21 protein-coding genes and 7 tRNA genes are annotated in these 21,423 nt (G+C 72.9%); 15 read left to right on the forward strand and 13 right to left on the reverse strand.

The annotated features are described in order from the left end of the window. Nucleotides 1-32: 32 nt before the first annotated feature. Complete coding sequence (locus ACRRSS_RS11230; protein ID WP_435971067.1) at nt 33-1,289, reverse strand: protein kinase domain-containing protein; 1,257 nt, start codon at nt 1,287-1,289, stop codon at nt 33-35. A gap of 534 nt (nt 1,290-1,823) precedes the next feature. On the opposite strand from ACRRSS_RS11230, the gene ACRRSS_RS11235 reads away from it, so the two are divergent. The 3 genes from ACRRSS_RS11235 to ACRRSS_RS11245 all read left to right on the forward strand — a co-directional run bounded on the left by ACRRSS_RS11235 (nt 1,824) and on the right by ACRRSS_RS11245 (nt 3,504). Next, nucleotides 1,824-1,991, forward strand: a complete 168-nt coding sequence (locus ACRRSS_RS11235) for a hypothetical protein (RefSeq protein ID WP_435971068.1) — start codon at nt 1,824-1,826, stop codon at nt 1,989-1,991. 148 nt (nt 1,992-2,139) lie between these two features. After that, entirely contained in the window at nt 2,140-3,165 is a 1,026-nt protein-coding gene (locus ACRRSS_RS11240) for a phosphotransferase family protein (protein WP_435971069.1), read from the forward strand. 45 nt (nt 3,166-3,210) lie between these two features. Continuing rightward, complete coding sequence (locus tag ACRRSS_RS11245; protein WP_435971070.1) at nt 3,211-3,504, forward strand: zf-TFIIB domain-containing protein; 294 nt, start codon at nt 3,211-3,213, stop codon at nt 3,502-3,504. 52 nt (nt 3,505-3,556) lie between these two features. On the opposite strand, the gene ACRRSS_RS11250 is transcribed toward ACRRSS_RS11245, so the two are convergent. From ACRRSS_RS11250 to ACRRSS_RS11270, 5 genes are all read right to left on the reverse strand, one after another. After that, nucleotides 3,557-3,631: transfer RNA gene (locus ACRRSS_RS11250), tRNA-Val, on the reverse strand. Nucleotides 3,632-3,671: 40 nt separating this feature from the next. After that, nucleotides 3,672-3,743: transfer RNA gene (locus ACRRSS_RS11255), tRNA-Val, on the reverse strand. Nucleotides 3,744-3,777: 34 nt separating this feature from the next. Next, nucleotides 3,778-3,849 (reverse strand) — tRNA-Val (locus ACRRSS_RS11260). Between the two features lies 1 nt (nt 3,850). Continuing rightward, nucleotides 3,851-3,924, reverse strand: a tRNA-Cys gene (locus ACRRSS_RS11265). Nucleotides 3,925-3,963: 39 nt separating this feature from the next. Further along, nucleotides 3,964-4,036: transfer RNA gene (locus ACRRSS_RS11270), tRNA-Gly, on the reverse strand. Nucleotides 4,037-4,292: 256 nt separating this feature from the next. Between ACRRSS_RS11270 and ACRRSS_RS11275 the strand changes: the two genes are divergently transcribed. From ACRRSS_RS11275 to ACRRSS_RS11285, 3 genes are read left to right on the forward strand one after another with little or no spacing between them, the layout of a single operon-like run. Further along, nucleotides 4,293-5,360 (forward strand): chorismate-binding protein, encoded by a 1,068-nt coding sequence (locus tag ACRRSS_RS11275; protein WP_435971071.1) that lies wholly within the window; start codon nt 4,293-4,295, stop codon nt 5,358-5,360. After that, nucleotides 5,357-6,187, forward strand: coding sequence for an aminotransferase class IV (locus ACRRSS_RS11280; RefSeq protein ID WP_435971072.1), 831 nt, complete (start codon nt 5,357-5,359; stop codon nt 6,185-6,187). The genes ACRRSS_RS11275 and ACRRSS_RS11280 overlap by 4 nt, the downstream gene beginning before the upstream one ends. 42 nt (nt 6,188-6,229) lie before the next feature. Next, nucleotides 6,230-7,069, forward strand: a complete 840-nt coding sequence (locus ACRRSS_RS11285; RefSeq protein ID WP_435971073.1) for a GNAT family N-acetyltransferase — start codon at nt 6,230-6,232, stop codon at nt 7,067-7,069. A 33-nt stretch (nt 7,070-7,102) separates the two neighbouring features. On the opposite strand, the gene ACRRSS_RS11290 is transcribed toward ACRRSS_RS11285, so the two are convergent. Then, on the reverse strand, nt 7,103-7,618 hold the full coding sequence (locus tag ACRRSS_RS11290; protein ID WP_435971074.1) for a DsbA family protein: 516 nt from the start codon (nt 7,616-7,618) through the stop codon (nt 7,103-7,105). A gap of 148 nt (nt 7,619-7,766) precedes the next feature. Here ACRRSS_RS11290 and ACRRSS_RS11295 point away from each other — a divergent pair, with 148 nt between their 5' ends. Together ACRRSS_RS11295 and ACRRSS_RS11300 are read left to right on the forward strand one after the other, a co-directional pair. Beyond that, entirely contained in the window at nt 7,767-8,180 is a 414-nt protein-coding gene (locus ACRRSS_RS11295) for a hypothetical protein (RefSeq protein ID WP_435971075.1), read from the forward strand. A 111-nt stretch (nt 8,181-8,291) separates the two neighbouring features. Continuing rightward, on the forward strand, nt 8,292-8,456 hold the full coding sequence (locus tag ACRRSS_RS11300; protein WP_435971076.1) for a hypothetical protein: 165 nt from the start codon (nt 8,292-8,294) through the stop codon (nt 8,454-8,456). A gap of 81 nt (nt 8,457-8,537) precedes the next feature. Here the strand turns inward: ACRRSS_RS11300 and ACRRSS_RS11305 are convergent, their stop codons facing one another. Further along, nucleotides 8,538-9,095, reverse strand: coding sequence for a CGNR zinc finger domain-containing protein (locus ACRRSS_RS11305; RefSeq protein ID WP_435971077.1), 558 nt, complete (start codon nt 9,093-9,095; stop codon nt 8,538-8,540). A gap of 191 nt (nt 9,096-9,286) precedes the next feature. Then, entirely contained in the window at nt 9,287-9,700 is a 414-nt protein-coding gene (locus ACRRSS_RS11310; RefSeq protein ID WP_015032345.1) for an SsgA family sporulation/cell division regulator, read from the reverse strand. A 190-nt stretch (nt 9,701-9,890) separates the two neighbouring features. On the opposite strand from ACRRSS_RS11310, the gene ACRRSS_RS11315 reads away from it, so the two are divergent. Further along, a complete protein-coding gene (locus ACRRSS_RS11315; RefSeq protein WP_435971078.1) occupies nt 9,891-10,313 on the forward strand; it encodes a TIGR02611 family protein in 423 nt (140 codons plus the stop codon). A gap of 54 nt (nt 10,314-10,367) precedes the next feature. Then, nucleotides 10,368-10,442 (forward strand) — tRNA-Val (locus ACRRSS_RS11320). A gap of 53 nt (nt 10,443-10,495) precedes the next feature. Here ACRRSS_RS11320 and ACRRSS_RS11325 read toward each other — a convergent pair. Continuing rightward, a complete protein-coding gene (locus tag ACRRSS_RS11325; RefSeq protein ID WP_435971079.1) occupies nt 10,496-13,069 on the reverse strand; it encodes an SCO7613 C-terminal domain-containing membrane protein in 2,574 nt (857 codons plus the stop codon). 141 nt (nt 13,070-13,210) lie between these two features. Between ACRRSS_RS11325 and ACRRSS_RS11330 the strand changes: the two genes are divergently transcribed. Beyond that, nucleotides 13,211-13,282 (forward strand) — tRNA-Val (locus ACRRSS_RS11330). Nucleotides 13,283-13,330: 48 nt separating this feature from the next. Here the strand turns inward: ACRRSS_RS11330 and ACRRSS_RS11335 are convergent. Continuing rightward, on the reverse strand, nt 13,331-14,059 hold the full coding sequence (locus tag ACRRSS_RS11335; protein WP_435971080.1) for a 3'-5' exonuclease: 729 nt from the start codon (nt 14,057-14,059) through the stop codon (nt 13,331-13,333). Between the two features lie 121 nt (nt 14,060-14,180). Here ACRRSS_RS11335 and ACRRSS_RS11340 point away from each other — a divergent pair, with 121 nt between their 5' ends. The 3 genes from ACRRSS_RS11340 to thrS all read left to right on the forward strand — a co-directional run bounded on the left by ACRRSS_RS11340 (nt 14,181) and on the right by thrS (nt 18,200). After that, a complete protein-coding gene (locus tag ACRRSS_RS11340; protein ID WP_435971081.1) occupies nt 14,181-14,747 on the forward strand; it encodes a DUF4365 domain-containing protein in 567 nt (188 codons plus the stop codon). Beyond that, nucleotides 14,747-16,075 (forward strand): hypothetical protein, encoded by a 1,329-nt coding sequence (locus tag ACRRSS_RS11345; RefSeq protein ID WP_435971082.1) that lies wholly within the window; start codon nt 14,747-14,749, stop codon nt 16,073-16,075. The genes ACRRSS_RS11340 and ACRRSS_RS11345 overlap by 1 nt, the downstream gene beginning before the upstream one ends. A gap of 148 nt (nt 16,076-16,223) precedes the next feature. Further along, entirely contained in the window at nt 16,224-18,200 is a 1,977-nt protein-coding gene (gene thrS / locus ACRRSS_RS11350) for a threonine--tRNA ligase (protein ID WP_435971083.1), read from the forward strand. Nucleotides 18,201-18,216: 16 nt separating this feature from the next. Here thrS and ACRRSS_RS11355 read toward each other — a convergent pair whose 3' ends face one another. Beyond that, nucleotides 18,217-18,918, reverse strand: a complete 702-nt coding sequence (locus ACRRSS_RS11355; RefSeq protein WP_435971084.1) for a potassium channel family protein — start codon at nt 18,916-18,918, stop codon at nt 18,217-18,219. A gap of 65 nt (nt 18,919-18,983) precedes the next feature. Here ACRRSS_RS11355 and ACRRSS_RS11360 point away from each other — a divergent pair, with 65 nt between their 5' ends. Continuing rightward, nucleotides 18,984-19,547: an HIT family protein gene (locus tag ACRRSS_RS11360; RefSeq protein WP_435971085.1), complete on the forward strand. Its 564-nt coding sequence runs from the start codon at nt 18,984-18,986 to the stop codon at nt 19,545-19,547. A gap of 83 nt (nt 19,548-19,630) precedes the next feature. On the opposite strand, the gene ACRRSS_RS11365 is transcribed toward ACRRSS_RS11360, so the two are convergent. Continuing rightward, nucleotides 19,631-21,289, reverse strand: a complete 1,659-nt coding sequence (locus ACRRSS_RS11365; RefSeq protein WP_435971086.1) for a hypothetical protein — start codon at nt 21,287-21,289, stop codon at nt 19,631-19,633. Nucleotides 21,290-21,423 lie beyond the last annotated feature (134 nt).

Below are 21,423 nucleotides of genomic sequence, written 5' to 3' on the forward strand. Positions count from 1 at the left end.
CCCGCGGGAGGAGCCCCCGGCCCCCGCCGCGGCTACCCCTGGAGCGCCTGGGCGGCGGCGATGCCGAGCGCCACGACGAGGGTCACGACGACGAAGACGAAGAGCCGCTGCCGCAGCAGCCGAGGGTTGGCGGGGCGGCGGCCGGTCGACGTCGAGCGCCCACCGGGCCGGGTGGCGGGGCGCCCTCCGGTGCGGGGCCCGGCGGAGGGCCGGGAGGAGGGTCCGGGTCCACGCCCGTGGCCGCGCTCGGAGGAGCGCTCCGAGCCGCGATCGGCCCCACGATCCGACCCGCGGTCGGCCGCCCGCTCGGCGCCACGCTCGGTGTTCCGCTCGACGCCCCGGCCGGGTGCGTCCCGCTCCGGCCCCCGACCGGGCACGTCCCGCTCGGTGTAGCGCTCGGTCGGCCGCACGGCGTGCCGCTCCTCGGCCCGGTCACGCTGGACGGGCGGCCGCGAGACCGGCAGCCCCTGCGCCTCGCGCGCCGCGATCTCCTTGAGCCGCATGGACAGCTGGAGCGTGCTGGGACGGTCCTCGGGGTCCTTCGCGAGACAGGCTCGGACGAGTGGCGCCAGCGCGTCCGGCACGCCACTCAGATGCGGTTCCTCGTGGACCACCCGATAGAGCATGACCTCGGAACTGCCGTGCCCGAAGGGGGAGTCGGCCATCGCCGCGTACGCCAGGGTGGCGCCGAGCGAGAACACGTCGGTGGCGGGGGTGACGGCCGCGCCGCGCACCTGCTCGGGGGCGAGGAAGCCGGGCGAGCCGACGGCGGTGCCCACATGGGTCAGGGTGCTGGCCCCGGTGGCCCAGGCGATGCCGAAGTCGATGATCCGGGGGCCCTTGGGGGAGAGCAGGATGTTCGAGGGCTTGAGGTCCCGGTGCACGACCCCGGCCTCGTGGACGGCGACGAGGCCCTCCGAGAGCGCGGCCCCGATCGTGGCGACGTCGGCGGCGCGCAGGGCGCCCTCCTCGGCGACCCGGTCGTGCAGCGAGGGGCCGGGTACGTACTGGGTGGCGAACCAGGGGCGCTCGGCCTCCAGGTCGGCGGCGACGAGCCGGGCCGTACAGCCGCCGCGGATCCGCCGGGCGGCCGACACCTCACGGGCGAACCGCGAGCGGAACTCCTGGTCCTCGGCCAGATCGGGCCGGATCACCTTCAGCGCCACCCGCTGGCCGCGCCGGTCGGACCCCAGGTACACGACGCCCATCCCGCCGGCGCCCAGCCTCCGGTGGAGCCGGAACGACCCGACGATCCGCGGATCCTCGCGCCGGAGCCGCATCATCGCCATGTCCGTCCCCTCGTCCGTTCGACGTGGCACAGCTTACGTAGTGGCGCCCGTACGTGCTCATAGGCCGCGCCCTCGCACCGGGATCGATTGTCAGTACTGAGGGGGAGAGGAGGCGACGGCCCGCATCGGGACGCCCCTCCAACCCCCGGCGCCGACACCCCAGTTGACGATCCGTCCAGGAGCGGGCCGCCGGGTCCCGGGGGCGCCGGGGAAGCCCTCCGGACCAGGGCGTTCGCGCGGCCCCCGGCGAAGTGAGCGAAGTCACGCCGCCGCCACCCCTGTCCCGCCGGGCCGTCACCCTTCCACCGGCTCTCCCGGAACCCCTCCGGGAAGACCCCGGCTTCCCGGCCCCCGTCTCCACCCAGGGGAGTACGCCGTCCGGCCGGGCGTCATCCTCCGGGAGGCCCGCAAGTCGGTACGCGGGCATGACGTCCAGGCCCTCCCGGCTCCCTAGTGTTGATGTCAAGCGGCGGGTGCAGCACTCGTCCCCCGAGGTCACGCACCCGCCGCGCCAGACACGACAGGAGAGGAACCATGGCCTTCTCGGCACTTCGGACGAGCACCCGGCCTTCGAGCCGGCGTCACCCCCTGGTGGCCACCGCCATGGTCCTCCCTCTCGCGGCCCTGCTCGTGGTCGTCTTCGGCGGCTGGGAAGCGGTGGTCACACAGGCGTCGTCCGTGGGCGTGATGCTGGGGCGCTGAGAAGCGCCCCGGACCCGGGAGAGCGGCCCGGGTCGGGACATCCGGCCATCAGCCCCGTGGGGACGGGGGTGCGGCGGACGGCAGCGTGGGGCCGGTCAGCTGGGGAGCTGACCGGCCCTCGCGCCTTTCCGCCCCGTACGCTCCCTCCGTGGACTCCCCTCGCAGGCCTCCCCTCGACCGGCTCGCCGCCCTCGCGCACGCCGCCGCCCACCGCCCGGGCACGCCCTGCCACTGCGCGAGCGGCCTCGTCGGGGTGCTGGCCGACCGGGACGACGGGACGGTCGTGCGTCACGGGCGGCTGGTCGCGAAGGCGCACGCGCCCGGCACGGACCCCGAGGCGCACCGCGTACGCCTGGCACTGGCCGGCCACCCGGACGTCGCGGACGTCCTCCTCCCACCCCTCCCGGCGCCCGCGCCCACTCCCGCCCTCACGCCCGACGCACTCGACGGCCGCCCCGTCACGCTGTGGCCGTACGGCCCGCCGGTCGACCCCGCGGACCCCGACGCCGCCCCCTGGGAGGAGGCGGCGACGCTCCTCGCCGGGCTCCACCGCACCCCGCCGCCCCCCGGGTTGGCCGACCGGCTCCCGGAGATGCGGGCTCCCCTCAAGGTGGCCCTGGCGGTGGACCGGATGCGCGGGACGGCACCGGACCACCCGGCGGCCGCGACGGTGGAGGCGGCCTGGCGATCGATCCCCGACGCCGCCCGGCGGCCCACCCCCGGCGGAGCCTCCCCGGCGCCCCGGTTGCTCTGCCACGGCGACTTCCACCTGGGCCAACTGGTGCGCGTACCGGCTCCCGTACCGGCCCAGGCCACCCGGCCCGCACCCCCCGCCGCCTGGCGACTCATCGACGTGGACGACCTGGGTCTGGGCGACCCCGCCTGGGATCTGGCCCGCCCCGCCGCCTGGTTCGCCGCCGGGCTCCTCCCCCCGGAGGTCTGGTCCCGTTTCCTCGGCGCGTACCAGCGGGCGGGAGGACCCGCCGTGGGCGCCGATCCGTGGATCCGACTCGACGTGCCCGCCCGTGCCCTGACGGTCCAGACCGCCGCTCTGGCGCTCGCCAAGTCGACGGCGGAGCACCGGCCGCTCGACGAGGTCGAGGACGTGATGATCGACACCTGTGCCCGTATCGCCGGACTCCGAACCGATTCGGCCGGTTCGGCGTCCCGTTAAGGTGAAGCACCATTCGAACGGCGAAGTCAGGGAGTTGAGCCGACCATGCAGTGTCCCAAGTGCCATGCGGCCATGCACACGTACAACCGCAACGGTGTCCAGATCGAGCAGTGCAGCGGCTGCCGCGGGATATTCCTGGACTACGGCGAGCTGGAGGCCCTGACCCGCCTGGAGTCCCAGTGGGTCCAGCAGGCCCCGCCCGCGCCGCCCGCCCCGCAGGCCTACCCGGCGCAGCCCGCCCCGGCGGCTCCCGCCTGGGGCGCCCCGCACCACGGTGGCCACCACGGCGGCGGTCACCACCGTCAGCGTGGTTTCGGCCGGATGCTCTTCTCCTCCTGACCGGGGGTACGATGAAGCCCCCGGCCGCGCGATGCGGCCGGGGGCTTCTCGGTGGTGCGCGATACTGGGATTGAACCAGTGACCTCTTCCGTGTCAGGGAAGCGCTCTCCCGCTGAGCTAATCGCGCGGGGTGCACACGAACATACCCGGAGGTACTGCGTACTGCGTGCGCGATACTGGGATTGAACCAGTGACCTCTTCCGTGTCAGGGAAGCGCTCTCCCGCTGAGCTAATCGCGCGGGTGATCCGAAGATCCAGGACCCGGGGGTCCAGTGGACGATACTGGGATTGAACCAGTGACCTCTTCCGTGTCAGGGAAGCGCTCTCCCGCTGAGCTAATCGTCCTTGGAGGTGGAGACGGGATTTGAACCCGTGTAGACGGCTTTGCAGGCCGTTGCCTCGCCTCTCGGCCACTCCACCAGGAGTGAATACAGGGGTTCGGGAAGATCCCCCACATCGAGCGGACGACGAGATTCGAACTCGCGACCCTCACCTTGGCAAGGTGATGCTCTACCAACTGAGCCACGTCCGCTTGTCGTTTCCGTTTCGCTTGCGCGTCCCGGCGACGTGTTGAACTCTAGCGGATTCCTGGGCCAGCACAAAAACGCGTTTCCGCAGCGTGCTGACCTGCGCGCCGATCCCGGTGCCCGGCCGGGCGTCCCGGAGGGTTCGCGCCGCGTTCACTCGCCGTGTTCCCCGGGTGGCGCGGAGCCCTCGTCCCGCGCGCCCCCTCCGTACGCCGACGCGTGTGCCCGGTGTCCCTCCTCCGGCCGACCTAGACTCGATGCGTGCACGACCTTGCTCCTCTGGCCCGCTTCGGCGGCCTCGTCGCGACCGACCTCCGGGACGTCACCCACGACCCCGAAGCCCTGGACTCCGCCGGCTTCTGGGCCGTCTGCGCGGACTTCGAGGGGCGCCTGACCTGCGCCCGCTTCGGAGACGTGCGGCCGGACCCCGTCCCCGCGCCCCTCCCGGGCGCCTGGCGCGGCCCCGCCGCCGGTGACTGGACGTCCTCCCTCGACCGCACCGCGTACATCGCGGGGGTGCGGCGCGTGCGCGAGCACATCGCGCGCGGCGAGGTCTACCAGGCGAACCTCTGCCGGGTGCTGACCGCGCCGCTGCCGGATCCGGCCGTCGCCGACGTCGACGCCCTCACCGCGCTGCTCGCCCGCGGCAACCCCGCCCCGTACGCCGGGACGATCCGTCTCCCCGCCCACGGCGTGGAGATCGCCACCGCCTCTCCCGAGCTCTACCTCCGGCGGGAGGGGGCGCTGATCTCCTCGGGCCCCATCAAGGGGACCGGTCGCACCGCGGCCGACCTGCTGCCCAAGGACCACGCGGAGAACGTGATGATCGTCGACCTGGTCCGCAACGACCTGGGGCGCGTCAGCGAGACCGGCTCCGTCGCCGTCCCCGCCCTCTGCGCGGTCGAGGAGCACCCCGGCCTCGTCCACCTCGTCTCCACGGTCACCGGCCTGCTGCGCGAGGGCGCCGGCTGGCCCGGGCTGCTGGACGCCACCTTCCCGCCCGGCTCCGTCACGGGCGCGCCCAAGTCCAGCGCGCTGCGGATCATCGAGGCGCTGGAGACCGCGCCGCGCGGCCCCTACTGCGGAGGCGTCGGCTGGGTCGACGCCGACGCGGGCACCGCCGAGCTGGCCGTCGGCATACGCACCTTCTGGATCGACCGTCCCGAGGGCGTGCTGCGCTTCGGTACCGGCGCCGGGATCACCTGGGGCTCCGACCCGGAGCGGGAATGGGAGGAGACCGAGCTCAAGGCGGCCCGGCTCGTCGCGATAGCGTCGGGCGCCTACGAGTCAGGCGCCCTTGAGGCGAGCGGAAAGGCCATTTCTCGATGAAACTCTGGGTCAACGGCGGGCTGCACGACGCGGAGACCGCTCTGGTCTCCGTTCTGGACCACGGACTGACCGTCGGCGACGGGATCTTCGAGACGGTGAAGGCCGTCCGGGGAGAAACGTTTGCTCTGACGCTTCACCTGGAGCGGCTCACCCGCTCCGCCAGAGGCCTCGGCCTGCCCGACCCGGACCTGGACGAGGTCCGCCGAGCCTGCGCCGCCGTCCTCGAAGCCAACCCGATGGAACTCGGCCGGCTGCGCGTCACGTACACCGGCGGGTTCTCCCCGCTCGGCTCGGAGCGCGGGGACGCGGGCCCCACCCTGGTCGTCGCCCTCGGCGAGAGCAGCCGTCGCGCCGACTCCACCGCCGTGGTCACCGTGCCCTGGACCCGCAACGAGCGCGGCGCCCTCACCGGCCTCAAGACCACCTCGTACGCCGAGAACGTGGTCGCCCTCGCCAGGGCGCGCGAGCACGGGGCGACCGAGGCGCTCTTCGCCAACACCGTCGGGCAGCTCTGCGAGGGCACCGGCTCCAACGTCTTCGTCGTGGTCGACGGCCGGATCCTCACCCCGCCCGTCTCCTCCGGCTGCCTCGCCGGCATCACCCGCGCCCTCGCCGTGCGGTGGACCGGCGCGCAGGAGGCCGACCTGCCGCTGGACGTCCTGGAGAGCGCCGAGGAGATCTTCCTGACCTCGACCCTCCGTGACGTACAGGCCGTGCACCGGGTGGACGGACGCGAGCTGAGCCCCGCGCCCGGCCCGGTCACCGCCAAGGCCATGCGGATCTTCGACGAGAACGCCGCCCGGGACCGGGACCCGCGCCTCGGGTAAAACCTGATGACGGACGGCCCCGGGGTGGGTAGAACACCCATGATGACCACCACCCTGCGGCCGGCCGAGCCGCTACAGCAGAGGCCCGACGGCGGCCGTTCCCGCACCTACGACGTGTGTGTGAACAGCCGCCGTGTCGGTTCCGTCCATCTCTCCACCGACCCCGGCTTCGGCGCCGCCGCCGGCGTGATCGGCCGGCTCCGGGTCGACGAACCGGACCGTGGACGGGGCCGGGGCACGGTCGCCGCGCTCGCCTCCGAGGAGGTGCTGCGGGGCTGGGGCTGCGTCGAGGCGCAGATCTCGGTGCCCGCCGACGCCGAGGCGGCGCTGCGGATGGCCGACTCGCTCGGGTACACCGAGCGCAGCCGGAACATGGTCAAGGAGCTGCCCGCCGAGCCGCCGGAGCTGCCCGGGGGCGTCGAGGTGCGGCCGATGACCGAGGCCGAGTTCGGGGAGTGGGAGGTCCGGGCCAAGGACGGCTTCGCGCGCAGCTGGATCGACCGCGGCGTCCCCGAGGCCCAGGCCCGGGCCAAGGCGGAGAGCAGTCACGCGAGGTTCCTGCCGCTGGGCCTGGCGACCCCCGGCGTCGCGATCCACGTGGTCGTACGGGACGGGCGGCCCGCCGGACACCTCTGGACCGGCCGGATCGAGCTGGAGCCGGAGCGATGGGCGGCCTTCGTGTACGACATCGAGGTCGCCGAGGGACAGCGCGGACGCGGCTACGGCCGGGCGCTCATGCTGCTCGCCGAGCGGGTCGCCCGGGAGGCCGGGGAGACCCGGCTCGGACTGCACGTCTTCGCGGGCAACACGCCGGCGATCCGGCTGTACGAGTCGCTCGGCTTCCGTACGACCCACGTCAACAGCGCGAAGGAGCTGCGGTAGACGCCGGCGGACGGGTCGGGCCCGCGGTCGGGGTCAGGCGCCGAGGAGGCGGTCGGCGATCTCCTCGATCCGTCCGCGCAGACCGTCCTGGCTCTGGCCACCGTCCAGACGCTCACCGTCGATGACGTAGGTCGGGGTGCCGGTGACCTTGATCGCCTTGCCCTCGGCCTCGTCGGCGTCGACGGTCAGCAGATGCCGGCCGTCGATCAGGGCGGTGTCGAACTCCTCGGCGTCCAGGCCCAGTTCGCCGGCGATCTCGATGAGCACCGGCTCGCCCCGCTCGCCCAGCTCGGCGGTCCTGGCGAGCAGCGCCGCCACGTACGGCCAGCCCTTGCCCTGCTCGACGGCCTCCTCGGCGGCCTGGGCGGCCGCGTACGCGTGCTTGTGCTTCGCGAGCGGGAAGTGGCGCAGCTGGACGTCGAGCCGGTCGCCGTACTTCTCGCGGAGCGCGTGGACGTCGTCGAGGGCCCGGAAGCAGTCGGGGCACTGGAGGTCGAACCACGCCTCGAGGACGACGGGGGAGGCGGGTGCGGTGGTGGAGTCGCTCATGACAGCAGTCTCCCTCACCGGGACCTGGGGAGGAGATCCGGCCGGGGTGACCCGGAGATCTCCCTGAGACCGGCCTCGGGCCATGGCCCGAGGCGGCCTCGGCGGTGCAGGATGGAAGGGACGTATCACCCGGGACCTGGAGGACCGCATGCTCGCCGAGACGATTTGCTCCGCGGTGTCCGCGGCGGGCCTGGGCATCGCCGCGATCATGGCGTACCGGAAGCGGTTCCTGCCCGCCGCCCGGATCGCGGCCTACGCCCTGGTGCCGCTCGGTCTGGTGATGACGGGGGCCGTCGAGTGGATCGCTGACACGGCGTTCAGTCCGGTCGCCTGGGCCGGCTTCGGTGTGCTCGGCGCCGCCTGGCTGCTCCTGTTGTCCACCCGGTCCGTCGAGCGGCGCCGGGGCGGCCGGAAGCAGGCCACCCGGGGGGCCGAGCCGGGTGCCGTGGCCCCCGGGGCGTCGGCGCCCTCCCGTGCCGTGACGGCGAAGCCGCAGGCCGGCAAGGCCGCTGGAGAGGACTTCAGTGACATCGAGGCGATTCTGAAGAAGCACGGAATCTGATCGCTTCTGGCGATTCCCCTTCCCGTGATCCACGGGAAGGGGTGAACTCCCTTTGCGCTGGAGCGTTTTAGGGGACTTCAGGGGTCCTGGGTGCGCGATCATCCACCCGAGATGCTGGATACCTCGCGGGACCCCGTTCCCGCCGCCCCCGATGCCCCTGCCGAAGAGCCGCGCGGCTGTCTGTTCGCGCTCTCCCAGCCCCCTCTGATGATCTTCCTCGGGGTGATCGGCTGTCTGCTGCTGATGGCCGCCGTGCACGATCTCTTCGTGCTGTGAGGTGTGCGGCGCGGGGTGCGGTGGGGTGTGCGGAGGCGCGTGCTGGGACGTCTCCCGCCTCGGTCCCCGCTCCGGCCCGTCTCAGCCCGCGGCTTCCTTGCGCCGTGCCCGGTACGCGGCCACGTGCAGACGGTTGCCGCAGGTGCGGCTGTCGCAGTAGCGGCGCGAACGGTTGCGGGAGAGGTCGACGAAGGCCCGGCCGCAGTCCGGCGCCTCGCAGCGCCGCAGCCGCTCCTGCTCGCCCGCCACCACGATGAACGCGAGCGCCATGCCGCAGTCGGCCGCGAGGTGGTCCGCCACGGAGGCGCCCGGCGCGAAGTAGTGCACGTGCCAGTCGTAGCCGTCGTGGTCGGTGAGCTGCGGTGTGGTGCCCGCACCCGCCACGAGCTGGTTGATCAGGGGGGCCGCGATCCGGGACTCGGGGGCGGAGAAGACCGCCGCGAAATTCTCGCGCACCGCGCGCACGGCCCGGAGGTCGCCGGGCCCGAGCTCCCCCACGCCGCTGATCTTGTGCGCCTCCACGAAGATCCGCAGCCCCTGGAGGTCCGCGAGCTCGTCGGCGCGGTCGCCCTGGGGCGCCGTGTTCATCAGATCGACGACGGTGTCGAGGGCGATCCGGGTGTCGTGGGGGATCAGCACGATTCGCTCCCTGGCCGGCCGCGGGCGGGCGCCCGCGGAATGGCGCTGACTTTAGCGCGACCGGGAAAAGGACACCGGCGCCCACCACCGCGCCGGCTGCGCGGTGGGAGCGCCGGATGTCGTGCCTATGTGGCTGCCCGCGCGGCGCCGTCGCCCCGAGTCGGACGGCGCCGTGCGGCTCTCGGCCTGGCTCAGCTGTCGGCCAGGATGTGGGAGAGCTCCGTGTCGAGATCGAAGTGTCGATGCTCGGTGCCCGGTGGCACAGCGGCGTCGGTCCTCTTCAGGAACGACTCCAGGGCCCTCGCCGGGGCCTCGAGCAGGGCTTCTCCCTCGGGGGAACTCAACGCGATGCAGACGACTCCCTGACCGTGACTACGGGACGGCCAGACACGGACGTCGCCCGTGCCGGTGGGCCGGTGCAGCCCCTCGGCGAGAAGGTCGCGGGCGAAGACCCACTCGACCGTCTCCTCGGCTCCGGTGTGGAAGGTGGCGTGCACGGCATAGGGATCGGCCGTGTCATACCGCAGGCCCGCGGGTACAGGCAGTGAGGACTCGCTCGACACAACGAGGCGCAGGTGCAGCTCGCAGCTGACCGTGGTGTTCATAAGCGCCAGGGCCTTTCGCTCAGTGTGCGCTCGGGGATTCGCACGTCGGCGAAATCGACATGCCACCTCCAGTGCCGTTGTAAACCCCTCTGTCGGTTTTGTGATCGTTCAGGTAGCTCGTATGGGTGCGTGTGACCTGCGGTAATACCGCCATTCCGGCGACGGCTCGCCGTCCGGTAAGTTGGGAGGCATGAATGCGGAGAGTGACGAGCGCACCGGGGAGTCCGCAGACGGCCAGGAAGCCGAACTGGGATCCCGCGCACCGGAGTTCATCAAGTCCCGACGAGGCCTGCATCTGAGCTGGCAGGTCGGTGTCTTCGTCGTGGGTCTGGCGGTGGTCGGTGCCGGAGTGCTCATGCTGGTGCTCCCGGGCCCCGGCTGGCTGGTCATCTTCGGCGGCATGGCGATCTGGGCGACCGAGTTCGTCTGGGCCCAGCTCGTGCTCCGCTGGACCAAGCGCAAGGTCACCGAGGCCGCCCAGCGCGCCCTCGACCCCAAGGTCCGCCGCCGCAACATCATCCTGACCACCGTCGGCCTGGTGATCATCGCCGTCCTGCTCGGCGTCTACCTCTGGAAGTTCGGCTTCGTCATGCCGTGGAAGATCACCGAGTGACCCTCGGATGGTTCGGGAGCCCCGCTGACATGCGGTAATGTTTGCGGTGCACCGGGGCGATTAGCTCAGTGGGAGAGCACTTCGTTCACACCGAAGGGGTCACTGGTTCGAACCCAGTATCGCCCACCACCCGGCCCGAAGGCCCGAGACGGATCACCGTCCCGGGCCTTCGGCGTCTTCCGTCACCGCATCCGCGCGACCCGGTCCCGGAGCCTCCGGGCGTCCCGCAGCCGCTGCTCGTAGGTGGCACCCACCGCGAGCAGCAGGAGCCCGGCGAGGGCCGGCGGCAGCCAGCGCGGCAGCGCGCCCACCACCTGCACCACGTACGGCGCCAGCTCGTGCAGCCCGTCCAGGACCAGCACCGTGCCACCGAGGACCAGCAGCGCCTGGAGCCGGAACCGCGCGCCCAGCAGCGTCACCGTGAGCGCCACGACCCCCAGGGCCAGCGGGCGCGCCCACTCCGGGTCCATCCAGGCCGCGAAGAGGCTCGGCAGCAGCGTCGCCGCGAGACCGGGGCCGTACGCCGTCCAGGACGAGGCCTCCGGGTCCCGGCGCCGCCGCAGGAACCCGACGACCAGGGCGGGCACGGTCACCGGCAGCGTGTACGCCTCCGGGGTCGTGACGTCCCAGACCGCCAGCCGCACCCAGGTGGCGAGCAGGAACAGCGCCGCCGCCGTCCAGGAGGCGAACCGGCGCCGCTCCGGCCGCACCGCCGTCGCCGCCGCGATCACCCCGCCGAGGGCCAGGGCGAGCGCGAGGAAGGCCGGCCGGGACACGGCGATCCCGAGGGCGAGCAGCCCCACGGCCCCGCCCGTGATCTCCACCGCCAGGGCCACCGGGCGCGGAGCCCGGGAGCCGAGGGCGGCGGTCGCCGCCGGGACGAGCAGCAGCGCGAGCGCCGTCCAGTGGTCCTCGAACCCGCCGACGGCCGCCGCCGCGAACACGAGCCCCGTCGCCGTGAGCACCGCCCCGCAGGCCGCGACCACCCGGCGCGCGCCGCCACCGAGCACCGCCACGCCCGTGAGGAGCCCCAGCACCACCCCGAGCGCGGTGAACGTGGCCCCCCGCACGTCCAGGGCCAGGGCGATCGCGCTCAGGACGGACGCCAGCCCGGCGGCGTACGCGCTCCACCCGAGGGCGGTCCCCGGCTCGACGGCGGACGGCTGACGGCCCGGCCGCTCGGGCGCCCAGGAGACCCACGGCGCACCGGGACCGATGGCGCCCGGCGGATTCGCCGGTCCCGGCCCGCCGACCGGTGCCCCGGGCGCCTCGGCCGGACGCAGGCCGCGTGTGAGCGGGCCCGGACGGACGGCGCAGGCCAGCGCCGCCGCGCTGGTGAGGAGCTGGAGGGAGAGCGTCGCCGCGTACGGCAGGTCGAGGGAGACCGGCAGCGCGGTCAGGAGCGCCCAGACCAGGACGAGGGCGGCGCAGCGCGCCCACAGCCGGGGGAGGGCCGCGAGAACGGCGGCGGCCACCGCGAGGACCAGGACGGCCGTCGCCGGGTACGAGGCCAGGGCGCGCCCGGCGTGCTCGCCCGACCAGACCTCCGTGGTCCGGGCCACCGGCCCGAGCAGGCCCGCCGCCACCGGCGGCAGCGCCCACGCGGCCCCGAGCGCCGCCACCCCGGCCCCCGCGCCGGCGAGGCCGAGCCGGACCCCGGCCGGCAGCCGCACCCCGGCCGCGCGGGCTCCGTCAGGACCGGCGGCCGCGTCGGTGGGCGTCGGCCGCCCGGCCCCCGCCTCTCCCGCCGCGGGGGCAGTGCCCGAGCCCACCGCGCCCACGCGCCACACCGACGCCAGGGCGAGCCCGCACAGGACGTACGCCGGCACGGTCCACTCCGCCGGGACGGACCCCCTCAGCAGACCGCCCAGGGCCGTCACGGCCGTCAGACCGGCGATCGCCGCCCCCGCCACCGACAGCGTGGGCGTCCGCCAGGCCACGTACAGCGTCACCGCCGCGCCCGCCAGGAGCAGCGGCGCGCCGCTCCACGGCGAGGTGAGCGAGAGCCAGCCACCGGTCAGGAGCGCCCAGCCGCCCAGCACCACCGCACCGGTGGCCGCCGTGATCCGGACCGACGCCGGCCGGGTCCACAGCACCAGGGCCCCGTCCGCCGCGGCCGTGACCAGCGCCGCCCACGCGAAGGCCGTCGGCCCGCCGCCGGCCGCGAGCACCCCGAGCGGCAGCGGCAGCTGGCCGGCGACCACGGCCGCGGGCAGCGGGCTCCGCAGCCGGGACAGCGCCGAACCGTACGCCGCCCACGCGCCCGCGAGGACCGCGGCGGCCACCGCCGTGTACCCGAGGCCGTCCGTCTCCGGCAGCGCCACCCGGTGCAGCGCGTACGCGTCGAGCACCATCAGGACCAGACCCAGCGCCGCCACCGACTCGGCCGTCGACACCAGGCTCCGGCGCAGCAGTGCCACGGGCGCCACCAGCGCCGCCGACGTCACCAGCGACAGCACCGCGGCGCGGCCGCCGATCCCCATCGAGCCCCAGCTCACCAGGGTGAAGGCGACCGCCGCGATCGTCAGCAGAGTGCCGCCGAGCGTGAGCAGCACGTTCTGCGCGCTCCGCGGCGTCGAGTCCGCCACCGGCGGGCGCGGGCGCGCCGTCGCCGCCCTCGCCGGCGCGGCCGGCGCGTACAGCACCTGGAGCAGCCAGGCCCGCCGGGCCAGCAACTGGGACCGGCGTGTGTCGAGTTGGGCCAGCTCACGGTCGACGAGCACCAGCTCGTCCGCGGGCGGCAGGGAGTTGTCCATGTCCGGAGTGTGGCCCGGGCCACACCCGGCGGGAATGCGTCCCGGTACTCATCTTCGGCCGCTTCCCGCCTGAGTACCCCGGGCGGCGGGCGGCCGGTTTGAACGGAGGGCGCGAAGGCCTGTATGGTTCAACCCGTTCCCGGGCGATTAGCTCAGCGGGAGAGCACTTCGTTCACACCGAAGGGGTCACTGGTTCGATCCCAGTATCGCCCACCGGGTAGAGGCCGGTCCGTCGAAAGACGGACCGGCCTCTGTCATGTGTCAGGCCGCCGTGCCCAGTTCCGGCCGAAGCGGCCACGCCGGGTCCACCGTCTCCGGCGTGCCCTGCCGGGTGAACCAGGCCTGGAGCCCCCGCGCCTGCGCCGCGTGCCACACCGCCTGCAGGGTGTGGAGCTCCGCCGGGGTCAGCCGTTCGAGCCGGGACGAGAAGCGCCGCGCCACCGCCCGTACGACATCGAGCGCCGCCGTCGCGTCCGCCGCCGCGTCGTGCGCGCCCGCCAGCTCCACCTCGTAGAACGCGCACAGGTCCGTGAGCGTGCGCCGGCCCTTGCGGTAGCGGTCCAGGTGCTTGTCCAGGACCCGCGGGTCGAGCACGCACAGCGGAGCGCCCCCCAGGTAGTCGCCGAGCGTGGACGCCCGGTGCCTGCGCAGCTCCCGGTCGAGGATCGTCAGATCGAACGGCGCGTTCATCACCACCAGCGGACGGCCCGCCGCGGTCTGCTCGGACAGGGCGCGCGCCACCTCCTCCATCACCGGAGCCGGCCAGCGGCCGTTCCGCTGGAGGTGCTCGTCCGTCAGGCCGTGCACGGCGGTGGCCCCTTCGGGCACCGGTATGCCCGGATTGACCAGCCAGCGCGTCACCCGCGGACGGGCTCCCGCGGCATCCTGCACGACCAGTGCGGCCGAGACGATCCGGTCGCCCTCGACGTCGACTCCCGTGGTCTCCGTGTCGAAAGCGGCCAGGGGCCCTTCGTACCAGTGCATCGTCATCCCTGAACTCCCTGCACACGTGCGGCAGATGGCCAACCCCCTGCCCCGAAACGGTGATACCCGGACTGTTTGCGCCGTACGCGGACCGGTCACAACACAAGGGACGGGGAAGGAAATCGACATGGCGCTCGCCCAGCCCGAGTCGGGAGGGCTGCCGCCCCAGCGGCTGGCACCGACGCGCGGCTCACTCGCCACCACCGCCTGCATGGAGACCCTTCAGGTGGGCTATCTGCACGCGGTCGCTGCCGCGGCCGGCTGCTCGCTCTCCCAGCCGTTTCCGGACAACGGCATCGACTGGCACGTGAGCCACAGCGCTCCCGCGCACACCGTCGACGACGAGGTGACCATCAAGGTGCAGCTCAAGTGCACCTACCAGATATCGCCGCGCCCGCCCGGGAGCACCTTCTCGTTCACCCTCGACAACGACCACCTGGTGAAGCTCGCCAGGACGCCGGTCTCCGTGCACAAGATCCTCGTCGTGATGCTCGTCCCGAGGTCACAGGAGGACTGGCTGAGGGCCGGCCACGACCGGCTCGACCTGCGGCACTGCTGCTACTGGATCAACCTGGCCGGACACCCGGTCACGGGACGGCGCCGGACCACCGTGCGCATACCGACGGCACGGATCTTCGACGACCGGGCGCTCTGCGAGATCATGACCCGGGTCGGCGTGGGAGGGAGACCTTGATGCACCGACCGACCGACGAACCGAGGTTCGGGGAGGAGGGGACCGGGGCCGGACACGGCCCCGTCTCCGTTCCCCCGCCCTACCGGCCCCACCCGGCGCCCGGCGACACCCCCGGCCCGTGGACCGGGGTCCCCGCCCCGCCCGCCGGCCCCTGGGCGGACAGCCAGGGCGCGCCCGACCCCGGCCGGGTCGACCCGCGGGTCCTCGGCGCCCTCCTCGCCCGCCACGGGTGGCGCAGGCGCGGCGGGGCGGCTGGCCGCTACAGCCGCTGGACGCCCCCCGGCCCCGGCACGGGCACCAGCCTCCTCGTCCCCGAGAGCCGCGCCTTCCCGGACTGCGAGGACCTCCTCGGCGAGGCGCTCACCGCCCTCGCCCGCAGCGGCACGCCCTCCGCGCGCGAGGTCCTCACCGGCCTCGCCGTGCCCAGCGACGAGATCCGCTGGTGGCGCGACGTGCCCCCGGGCCCGGCCGGCACCGTCCCCTGGACCGTGCAGGAACAGCTCAGGTCCGCCGCCCGTCAGCTGCTCCTCGCCGGCGCCCTCGCGGTGCGCGGCCGGGCCGGCTACCACGGGGCCCGGCACCGGCGCCCCGCCCAGGCCTCCCTGGAGACCGTCGTCGTCGGCGCGGCGCCCGGCGGCCGCGGCATGACCGCCTTCCTGCCCGTCGAACCGGGCCGCCCGATCGCCGTCCGGCTCTACCACGCGCTGCACGCCGCCCGTGAGGCCACCGACTACCAGCGGGCCACCGGCGGCATGGAGGCCTTCGACGCCGCCGTCGAGGCGGGCGTCAGCCGGGAACTCACCGAGGCGCTCGTCGCCCTCGTCCGCGGCACCGAGGGTGCCCGCATCGCCCTGGAGTGGGCCCCGTCGACGGGTGCGCCCGCGGGGTGCGCCGCCCGGCCCGAACCGGTCGAGTTCTCGCCCGGCGACCTGCCCGCCCTGCGCGAGGCGAGCGCCCGCTACCTGACCGACGAGCCGTCCGTGCCGGTACGGCTCACCGGCGCCGTCGTCCGCATGCGCCGCTCCGGGCCGCGCGGCGAGGGCACCGTGCGCCTCCGGGTGCTCGGCGGGGCGGAGGTCCCGCACGTCCGCGTCACCCTCGACGAGGAGGCGTACCGCACCGCGGGCCACGCCCACCTCGTCGGCCTCCCGATCCGGGTGGCGGGCCGCCTGGAGAGCCGGGGCGGCTTCCGCCGCCTCACCGACGCCTCCGGGGTGGTCCCCGTCCAGGTCGACGAGACGGAACGGGACCGGCTGATGAAGTCGCTCCAGGGGACCGTCGAGGACGCTGACTTCTTCGAGGAGACCTGCGGCCCCGACGAGGCATAGCGCCGGACCCGGCGCGAGCCGCGGCAAACCGTTTCGCGGGCGGGTCGGTCGCCTCGGTAGGATCGGCCGTGCGCGGCACCTCGTCTCTGTCGCGCACCGCCGGCGCCGGCACCTCGTGCCTGCCAGCGCCCCTATGTATGGAGCATTCGTGTCTGATGTCCGTGTGACCGTCCAGTCCGCCTCGGAAGCAGAGGAGAGGGCGGTGAGCGCGGGCACCACCGCCGGCGCCCTGTTCGCCGACGACCGCACCGTCATCGCCGCCCGCGTCGGCGGCGAGCTGAAGGACCTGTCGTACGAGCTCTCCGACGGCGACGTCGTCGAGGGCGTCGAGATCTCCTCCCCGGACGGTCTCGACATCCTGCGCCACTCGACCGCGCACGTCATGGCCCAGGCCGTGCAGGAGCTCTTCCCCGAGGCCAAGCTGGGCATCGGCCCGCCGGTCCGGGACGGTTTCTACTACGACTTCGACGTCGAGAAGCCCTTCACCCCCGAGGACCTCAAGGTCATCGAGAAGAAGATGCAGGAGATCCAGAAGCGCGGCCAGCGCTTCGCCCGCCGGGTGGTGACCGACGAGGACGCCCGCGCCGAGCTGGTGGACGAGCCGTACAAGCTGGAGCTCATCGGCATCAAGGGCTCCGCGTCGACCGACGACGGCGCCAGCGTCGAGGTGGGCGGCGGCGAGCTGACCATCTACGACAACCTCGACGCCAAGACCGGCGACCTGTGCTGGAAGGACCTCTGCCGCGGTCCGCACCTGCCCACCACCCGGAACATCCCGGCGTTCAAGCTGATGCGCAACGCCGCCGCCTACTGGCGCGGCAGCGAGAAGAACCCGATGCTCCAGCGCATCTACGGCACCGCCTGGCCGTCGAAGGAAGAGCTGAAGGCCCACCTCGACTTCCTCGCCGAGGCCGAGAAGCGCGACCACCGCAAGCTCGGCAACGAACTCGACCTCTTCTCCGTCCCGGACGAGATCGGCTCCGGCCTCGCGGTCTTCCACCCCAAGGGCGGCATCATCCGCCGGGTCATGGAGGACTACTCGCGCAGGCGCCACGAGGAGGAGGGCTACGAGTTCGTCTACTCGCCGCACGCCACCAAGGGCAAGCTGTTCGAGAAGTCGGGTCACCTCGACTGGTACGCCGAGGGCATGTACCCCCCCATGCAGCTCGACGAGGGCGTGGACTACTACCTCAAGCCCATGAACTGTCCGATGCACAACCTGATCTTCGACGCGCGCGGCCGCTCGTACCGTGAACTGCCGCTGCGCCTCTTCGAGTTCGGCACCGTGTACCGGTACGAGAAGTCGGGCGTCGTGCACGGCCTGACCAGGGCCCGCGGCTTCACCCAGGACGACGCGCACATCTACTGCACCAAGGAGCAGATGGCGGAGGAGCTGGACAAGACCCTCACCTTCGTCCTGAACCTGCTGCGCGACTACGGTCTGACCGACTTCTACCTGGAACTGTCCACCAAGGACCCGGAGAAGTTCGTCGGCTCGGACGAGATCTGGGAGGAGGCCACCGCGGTCCTCCAGCAGGTCGCCGAGAAGCAGGGACTCCCGCTGACCCCCGACCCGGGCGGCGCCGCGTTCTACGGCCCGAAGATCTCGGTGCAGGCACGCGACGCCATCGGCCGTACCTGGCAGATGTCGACCGTGCAGCTCGACTTCAACCTGCCGGAGCGCTTCGACCTGGAGTACACCGCCCCGGACGGCACCAAGCAGCGCCCGGTCATGATCCACCGCGCGCTGTTCGGTTCGATCGAGCGCTTCTTCGCGGTGCTCCTGGAGCACTACGCGGGCGCGATGCCGCCGTGGCTGGCGCCCGTCCAGGCGACCGGCATCCCGATCGGTGACGCCCACGTCGACTACCTGCACGAGTTCGCCGCCAAGGCGAAGAAGCGGGGCCTGCGGGTGGAGGTCGACTCCTCCTCGGACCGGATGCAGAAGAAGATCCGGAACGCGCAGAAGCAGAAGGTCCCGTTCATGATCATCGCGGGCGACGAGGACATGGCCGCCGGCGCCGTCTCCTTCCGCTACCGCGACGGTTCGCAGGAGAACGGCGTCCCCGTCGACGAGGCGATCGCCAAGCTCGCCAAGGTCGTCGAGGACCGCGTCCAGGTCTGACGGCCCGAAGCGTGACCTAGGAGGCCCCCGGGGAACCCCCCGGGGGCCTTCCGCCGTCCTCGTCCTCGCCCTCCCGCCGGAACGTCTGGATCAGCCAGGACGAGAACGAACCCGTCACCGCGCCGAGCAGGGCCAGACTGCAGGCCATCATGCCCACCGCGACCAGCCTGCCGATGGGCGTCACCGGCACCACGTCGCCGTACCCCACCGTCGCCAGCGTGGCGGAGGCCCACCACACCGCGTCGCCGAAGGTCACGATCGAGGCGCCTGGGGCGTCCACCTCGTACCGGTAGACGGTGAGCGCGCCCGCGAAGCCGAGCAGGGCCACGGTGAGGCCCGAGTAGACCATCACGCGCGCGTAGAGACCGAGCCGCGGTTTGTCGTGGCGGCGCTGGATCTGGTTGTAGATGCTGACCATCCGCACCGGTCGCAGCAGCGGCAGGATCACGACGACCGTGTCCAGGAGGTGGCCGCGGAGGAAGCGGAGCGGACCCAGGCCGCTGAGCCGGAGCCGTACCGCGTAGTCCGCGATGAAGAGGGCCCAGGCGCCGAGGGTCACCGCGAGACAGAGGTCGAGCCAGCCCTGGGGGAGGCGGTGGTGGGCGAGGATGCGGACCGCGTAGCCCGTCAGGTAGACGAGGGAGGCCACGGCGAGCGGCCCCTCCATGCGGCGGTCCCAGCGCTCAAGCCGAGGCGGTTTCGGTGCCCTGTCGCTCATCGGATCAGCATGGCCGCTGCATCGATCTTCCGCCCCGGCGACACGTTCCGAACGGACGACGCAATATGCTGCTCGACATGACGACTGAGCCGGAGCAGCAGATCGGAGTGGGGACGCGGGACGCGTTCCAGCGCCTGTGGACGCCTCACCGGATGGCGTACATCCAGGGCGAGAACAAGCCCACCGGGCCGGGCGCCGAGGACGGCTGCCCGTTCTGTTCGATCCCGGCGAAGTCGGACGAGGACGGTCTGGTGATCGCGCGGGGCGAGAGCGTGTACACGGTCCTCAACCTGTACCCGTACAACGGCGGTCACCTCATGGTCGTCCCCTACCGCCACGTCGCCGACTACACGGACCTGGACGCGGCGGAGACGGCGGAGCTCGCCGACTTCACCAAGCGCGCGATGGTCGCGCTGCGGGCGGCGTCCGGCGCGCACGGCTTCAACATCGGCATGAACCAGGGCGCCGTCGCGGGCGCCGGGATCGCCGCCCATCTGCACCAGCACGTGGTGCCGCGCTGGGGCGGGGACACGAACTTCATGCCGGTCGTCGGACACACCAAGGTGCTGCCGCAACTCCTCGCGGACACCCGGAAGATGCTGGCCGACGCCTGGCCGGCCACCGTCTGAGCCGTACGGGACCGGACACGTCGGATCGGTACGGAGGGCCCGGGGCGCGAACGCCGCCCCGGGCCCTCCGTCGCACCGTCACGTCAGGCGTCGTAGACGTCGGCCTTCTTGGGGCCCGGCTCCTGGACGCCGCCGCTGAGGACCAGCGAGCGGTTGACGAAGCGCTCCGTGTCCACGCCGTGCTCGTCGAGCATCTTCAGGGTCGCGGAGTGGACCGCGCGCAGCACCGGCGTCGCCATGCGGATGGCGTCGTCGGCCATGAAGCGGTTCTTCCAGAGCGGTCCGGCCCACACGTGCCGCAGGCCGAAGGGCTCGGGCAGGACCATCTTGCCGCCGAGGTACTCCAGGACCGGCGGGTACCAGGTGAGCGGGGCGCGCACCGCGAGGCGCACGATGTCGTCGGCCACGAGCAGCGGCTGCTGGATCGACTTCGTCTCCCAGAAACGGACGGCCTTGGAGACCTCCTTGGTCTTGGCCGCGGGCTTCGTGCCGAAGAGGCTGTGGACGGGGCCCAGCGCGTGGCCGGTGACCTCGATCCTGAGGGTGTGGTGGAGCGAGGTCACCGTGACCATCATCGTCAGGACGAGGTTCCCGTCCCAGAGGGTGAACTGGACACCGAGGTAGTGACGATTGCCCGCGCCGAACTGCTGGTCGTTGCAGATGCGCTGTATCTCGTGCGGCTTGACCTGGAAGTGGACGATGCTGTCGCCCTCGGGGCGGGTGACGGAGTCGGCGCCCTCGCCGACGGCCGAGACGATCCAGTGTTTGACCGTCGGCTTCGGGAAGCCGGTCTTGAGGGAGCCCCGCTCCAGCAGGGTGAGCTGGTCGTGGATCTTGCGGACGACGTCCCAGGCGCGGAAGTCGTGGATCTCCCGGCCGGCCTGCGGGACGAGCTCCTCGGCGAGCGTCCAGCTGCCCCAGCGGGTGCCCAGGCCGAGGATTCCCTTGGGCCCGGCGTAGAACGCGATGTTGGACTGCTGCTCGGCGGAGAGCTTCTCCAGGTTGAGCCGGAGCTCCTCGGCCGCCTTCTCGCTGGGGTCCTTCGGGACGGACTTGGGGATCTGCGCGCCGATGCCACCACCGCTGAGCAGCGCCGTCCAGCGCTCGCGCAGGTCGACGGCGGACCTCTCGCAGATCCGGCGGGCGAGGAACCAGCCGACCACGGGGGCCACGAGCATGGCGCGCAGGTAGTTCGGCAGGATCCCGTGGAAGGGCAGCTTGAGCAGGACGAGCGCGGCCAGGAGCCCGGCCGCCCACAGCAGCGCGGTGCCGATGGCGCTGGTGCGCTTCTTCTGGGATCCGGCGGCGATCCGGCGGAGCTGGATGACGCCGAGCCAGAGCAGCAGGCCGGGCAGGAAGAGGACACCGCAGACGAAGGTGACCAGGGTGAGCTTGCTGTCACGCTGCCGACGGATGTGGGTGGCCGCCAGGCAGTGCTCGACGACCGGCTGCGGATCGGCGCCGAAGGACTGGATCAGGGCGGCGCGACCGCCGCCCAGCATCCGGACCTGGACGGCGCGGGAGAACGCCTCTCCCAGGTCGGGGCGGAAGAGCTTCTCCCATTTCCCGGCCTTGAGTGTCGTCTTGTAGAGCTCGTTGTCCGCGTCCTGAATCGTCTTCAGTTCGCTGTCCCGGTACGCGGCGGACGCGAGCGCGTTCGTCGCTCCCGTGCCGCCGCCCGAGCCCACGAGGGGGACCTGCGCCCCGGGTCCGAAGCCATCGATCGCCACTGCCGCCCCCATCGCGCGCGAGTATCTGTGCGGGCTGTTCCCAACTGCCGTGCCCCGCACACCTTCTGAGCTGGGCACCACAGCGTAACCGGGGACCGTCGTGCGCGTCACCGCCTGTGGACATCGAGGCCGAATGACGTCCGCCC

The organism is Streptomyces sp. Qhu_M48 (genome assembly GCF_051305195.1).
Lineage (GTDB): Bacteria > Actinomycetota > Actinomycetes > Streptomycetales > Streptomycetaceae > Streptomyces.

Coding starts and splice junctions, on each gene's coding strand:
- ACRRSS_RS11230 (WP_435971067.1), bottom strand. CDS start 1,289: ATGGCGATGATGCGGCTCCGGCGCGAGGATCCGCGGATCGTCGGGTCG.
- ACRRSS_RS11235 (WP_435971068.1), top strand. CDS start 1,824: ATGGCCTTCTCGGCACTTCGGACGAGCACCCGGCCTTCGAGCCGGCGT.
- ACRRSS_RS11245 (WP_435971070.1), top strand. CDS start 3,211: ATGCAGTGTCCCAAGTGCCATGCGGCCATGCACACGTACAACCGCAAC.
- ACRRSS_RS11280 (WP_435971072.1), top strand. CDS start 5,357: ATGAAACTCTGGGTCAACGGCGGGCTGCACGACGCGGAGACCGCTCTG.
- ACRRSS_RS11285 (WP_435971073.1), top strand. CDS start 6,230: ATGACCACCACCCTGCGGCCGGCCGAGCCGCTACAGCAGAGGCCCGAC.
- ACRRSS_RS11290 (WP_435971074.1), bottom strand. CDS start 7,618: ATGAGCGACTCCACCACCGCACCCGCCTCCCCCGTCGTCCTCGAGGCG.
- ACRRSS_RS11295 (WP_435971075.1), top strand. CDS start 7,767: ATGCTCGCCGAGACGATTTGCTCCGCGGTGTCCGCGGCGGGCCTGGGC.
- ACRRSS_RS11300 (WP_435971076.1), top strand. CDS start 8,292: ATGCTGGATACCTCGCGGGACCCCGTTCCCGCCGCCCCCGATGCCCCT.
- ACRRSS_RS11310 (WP_015032345.1), bottom strand. CDS start 9,700: ATGAACACCACGGTCAGCTGCGAGCTGCACCTGCGCCTCGTTGTGTCG.
- ACRRSS_RS11315 (WP_435971078.1), top strand. CDS start 9,891: ATGAATGCGGAGAGTGACGAGCGCACCGGGGAGTCCGCAGACGGCCAG.
- ACRRSS_RS11325 (WP_435971079.1), bottom strand. CDS start 13,069: ATGGACAACTCCCTGCCGCCCGCGGACGAGCTGGTGCTCGTCGACCGT.
- ACRRSS_RS11335 (WP_435971080.1), bottom strand. CDS start 14,059: ATGACGATGCACTGGTACGAAGGGCCCCTGGCCGCTTTCGACACGGAG.
- ACRRSS_RS11340 (WP_435971081.1), top strand. CDS start 14,181: ATGGCGCTCGCCCAGCCCGAGTCGGGAGGGCTGCCGCCCCAGCGGCTG.
- ACRRSS_RS11345 (WP_435971082.1), top strand. CDS start 14,747: ATGCACCGACCGACCGACGAACCGAGGTTCGGGGAGGAGGGGACCGGG.
- ACRRSS_RS11355 (WP_435971084.1), bottom strand. CDS start 18,918: ATGAGCGACAGGGCACCGAAACCGCCTCGGCTTGAGCGCTGGGACCGC.
- ACRRSS_RS11360 (WP_435971085.1), top strand. CDS start 18,984: ATGCTGCTCGACATGACGACTGAGCCGGAGCAGCAGATCGGAGTGGGG.
- ACRRSS_RS11365 (WP_435971086.1), bottom strand. CDS start 21,289: ATGGGGGCGGCAGTGGCGATCGATGGCTTCGGACCCGGGGCGCAGGTC.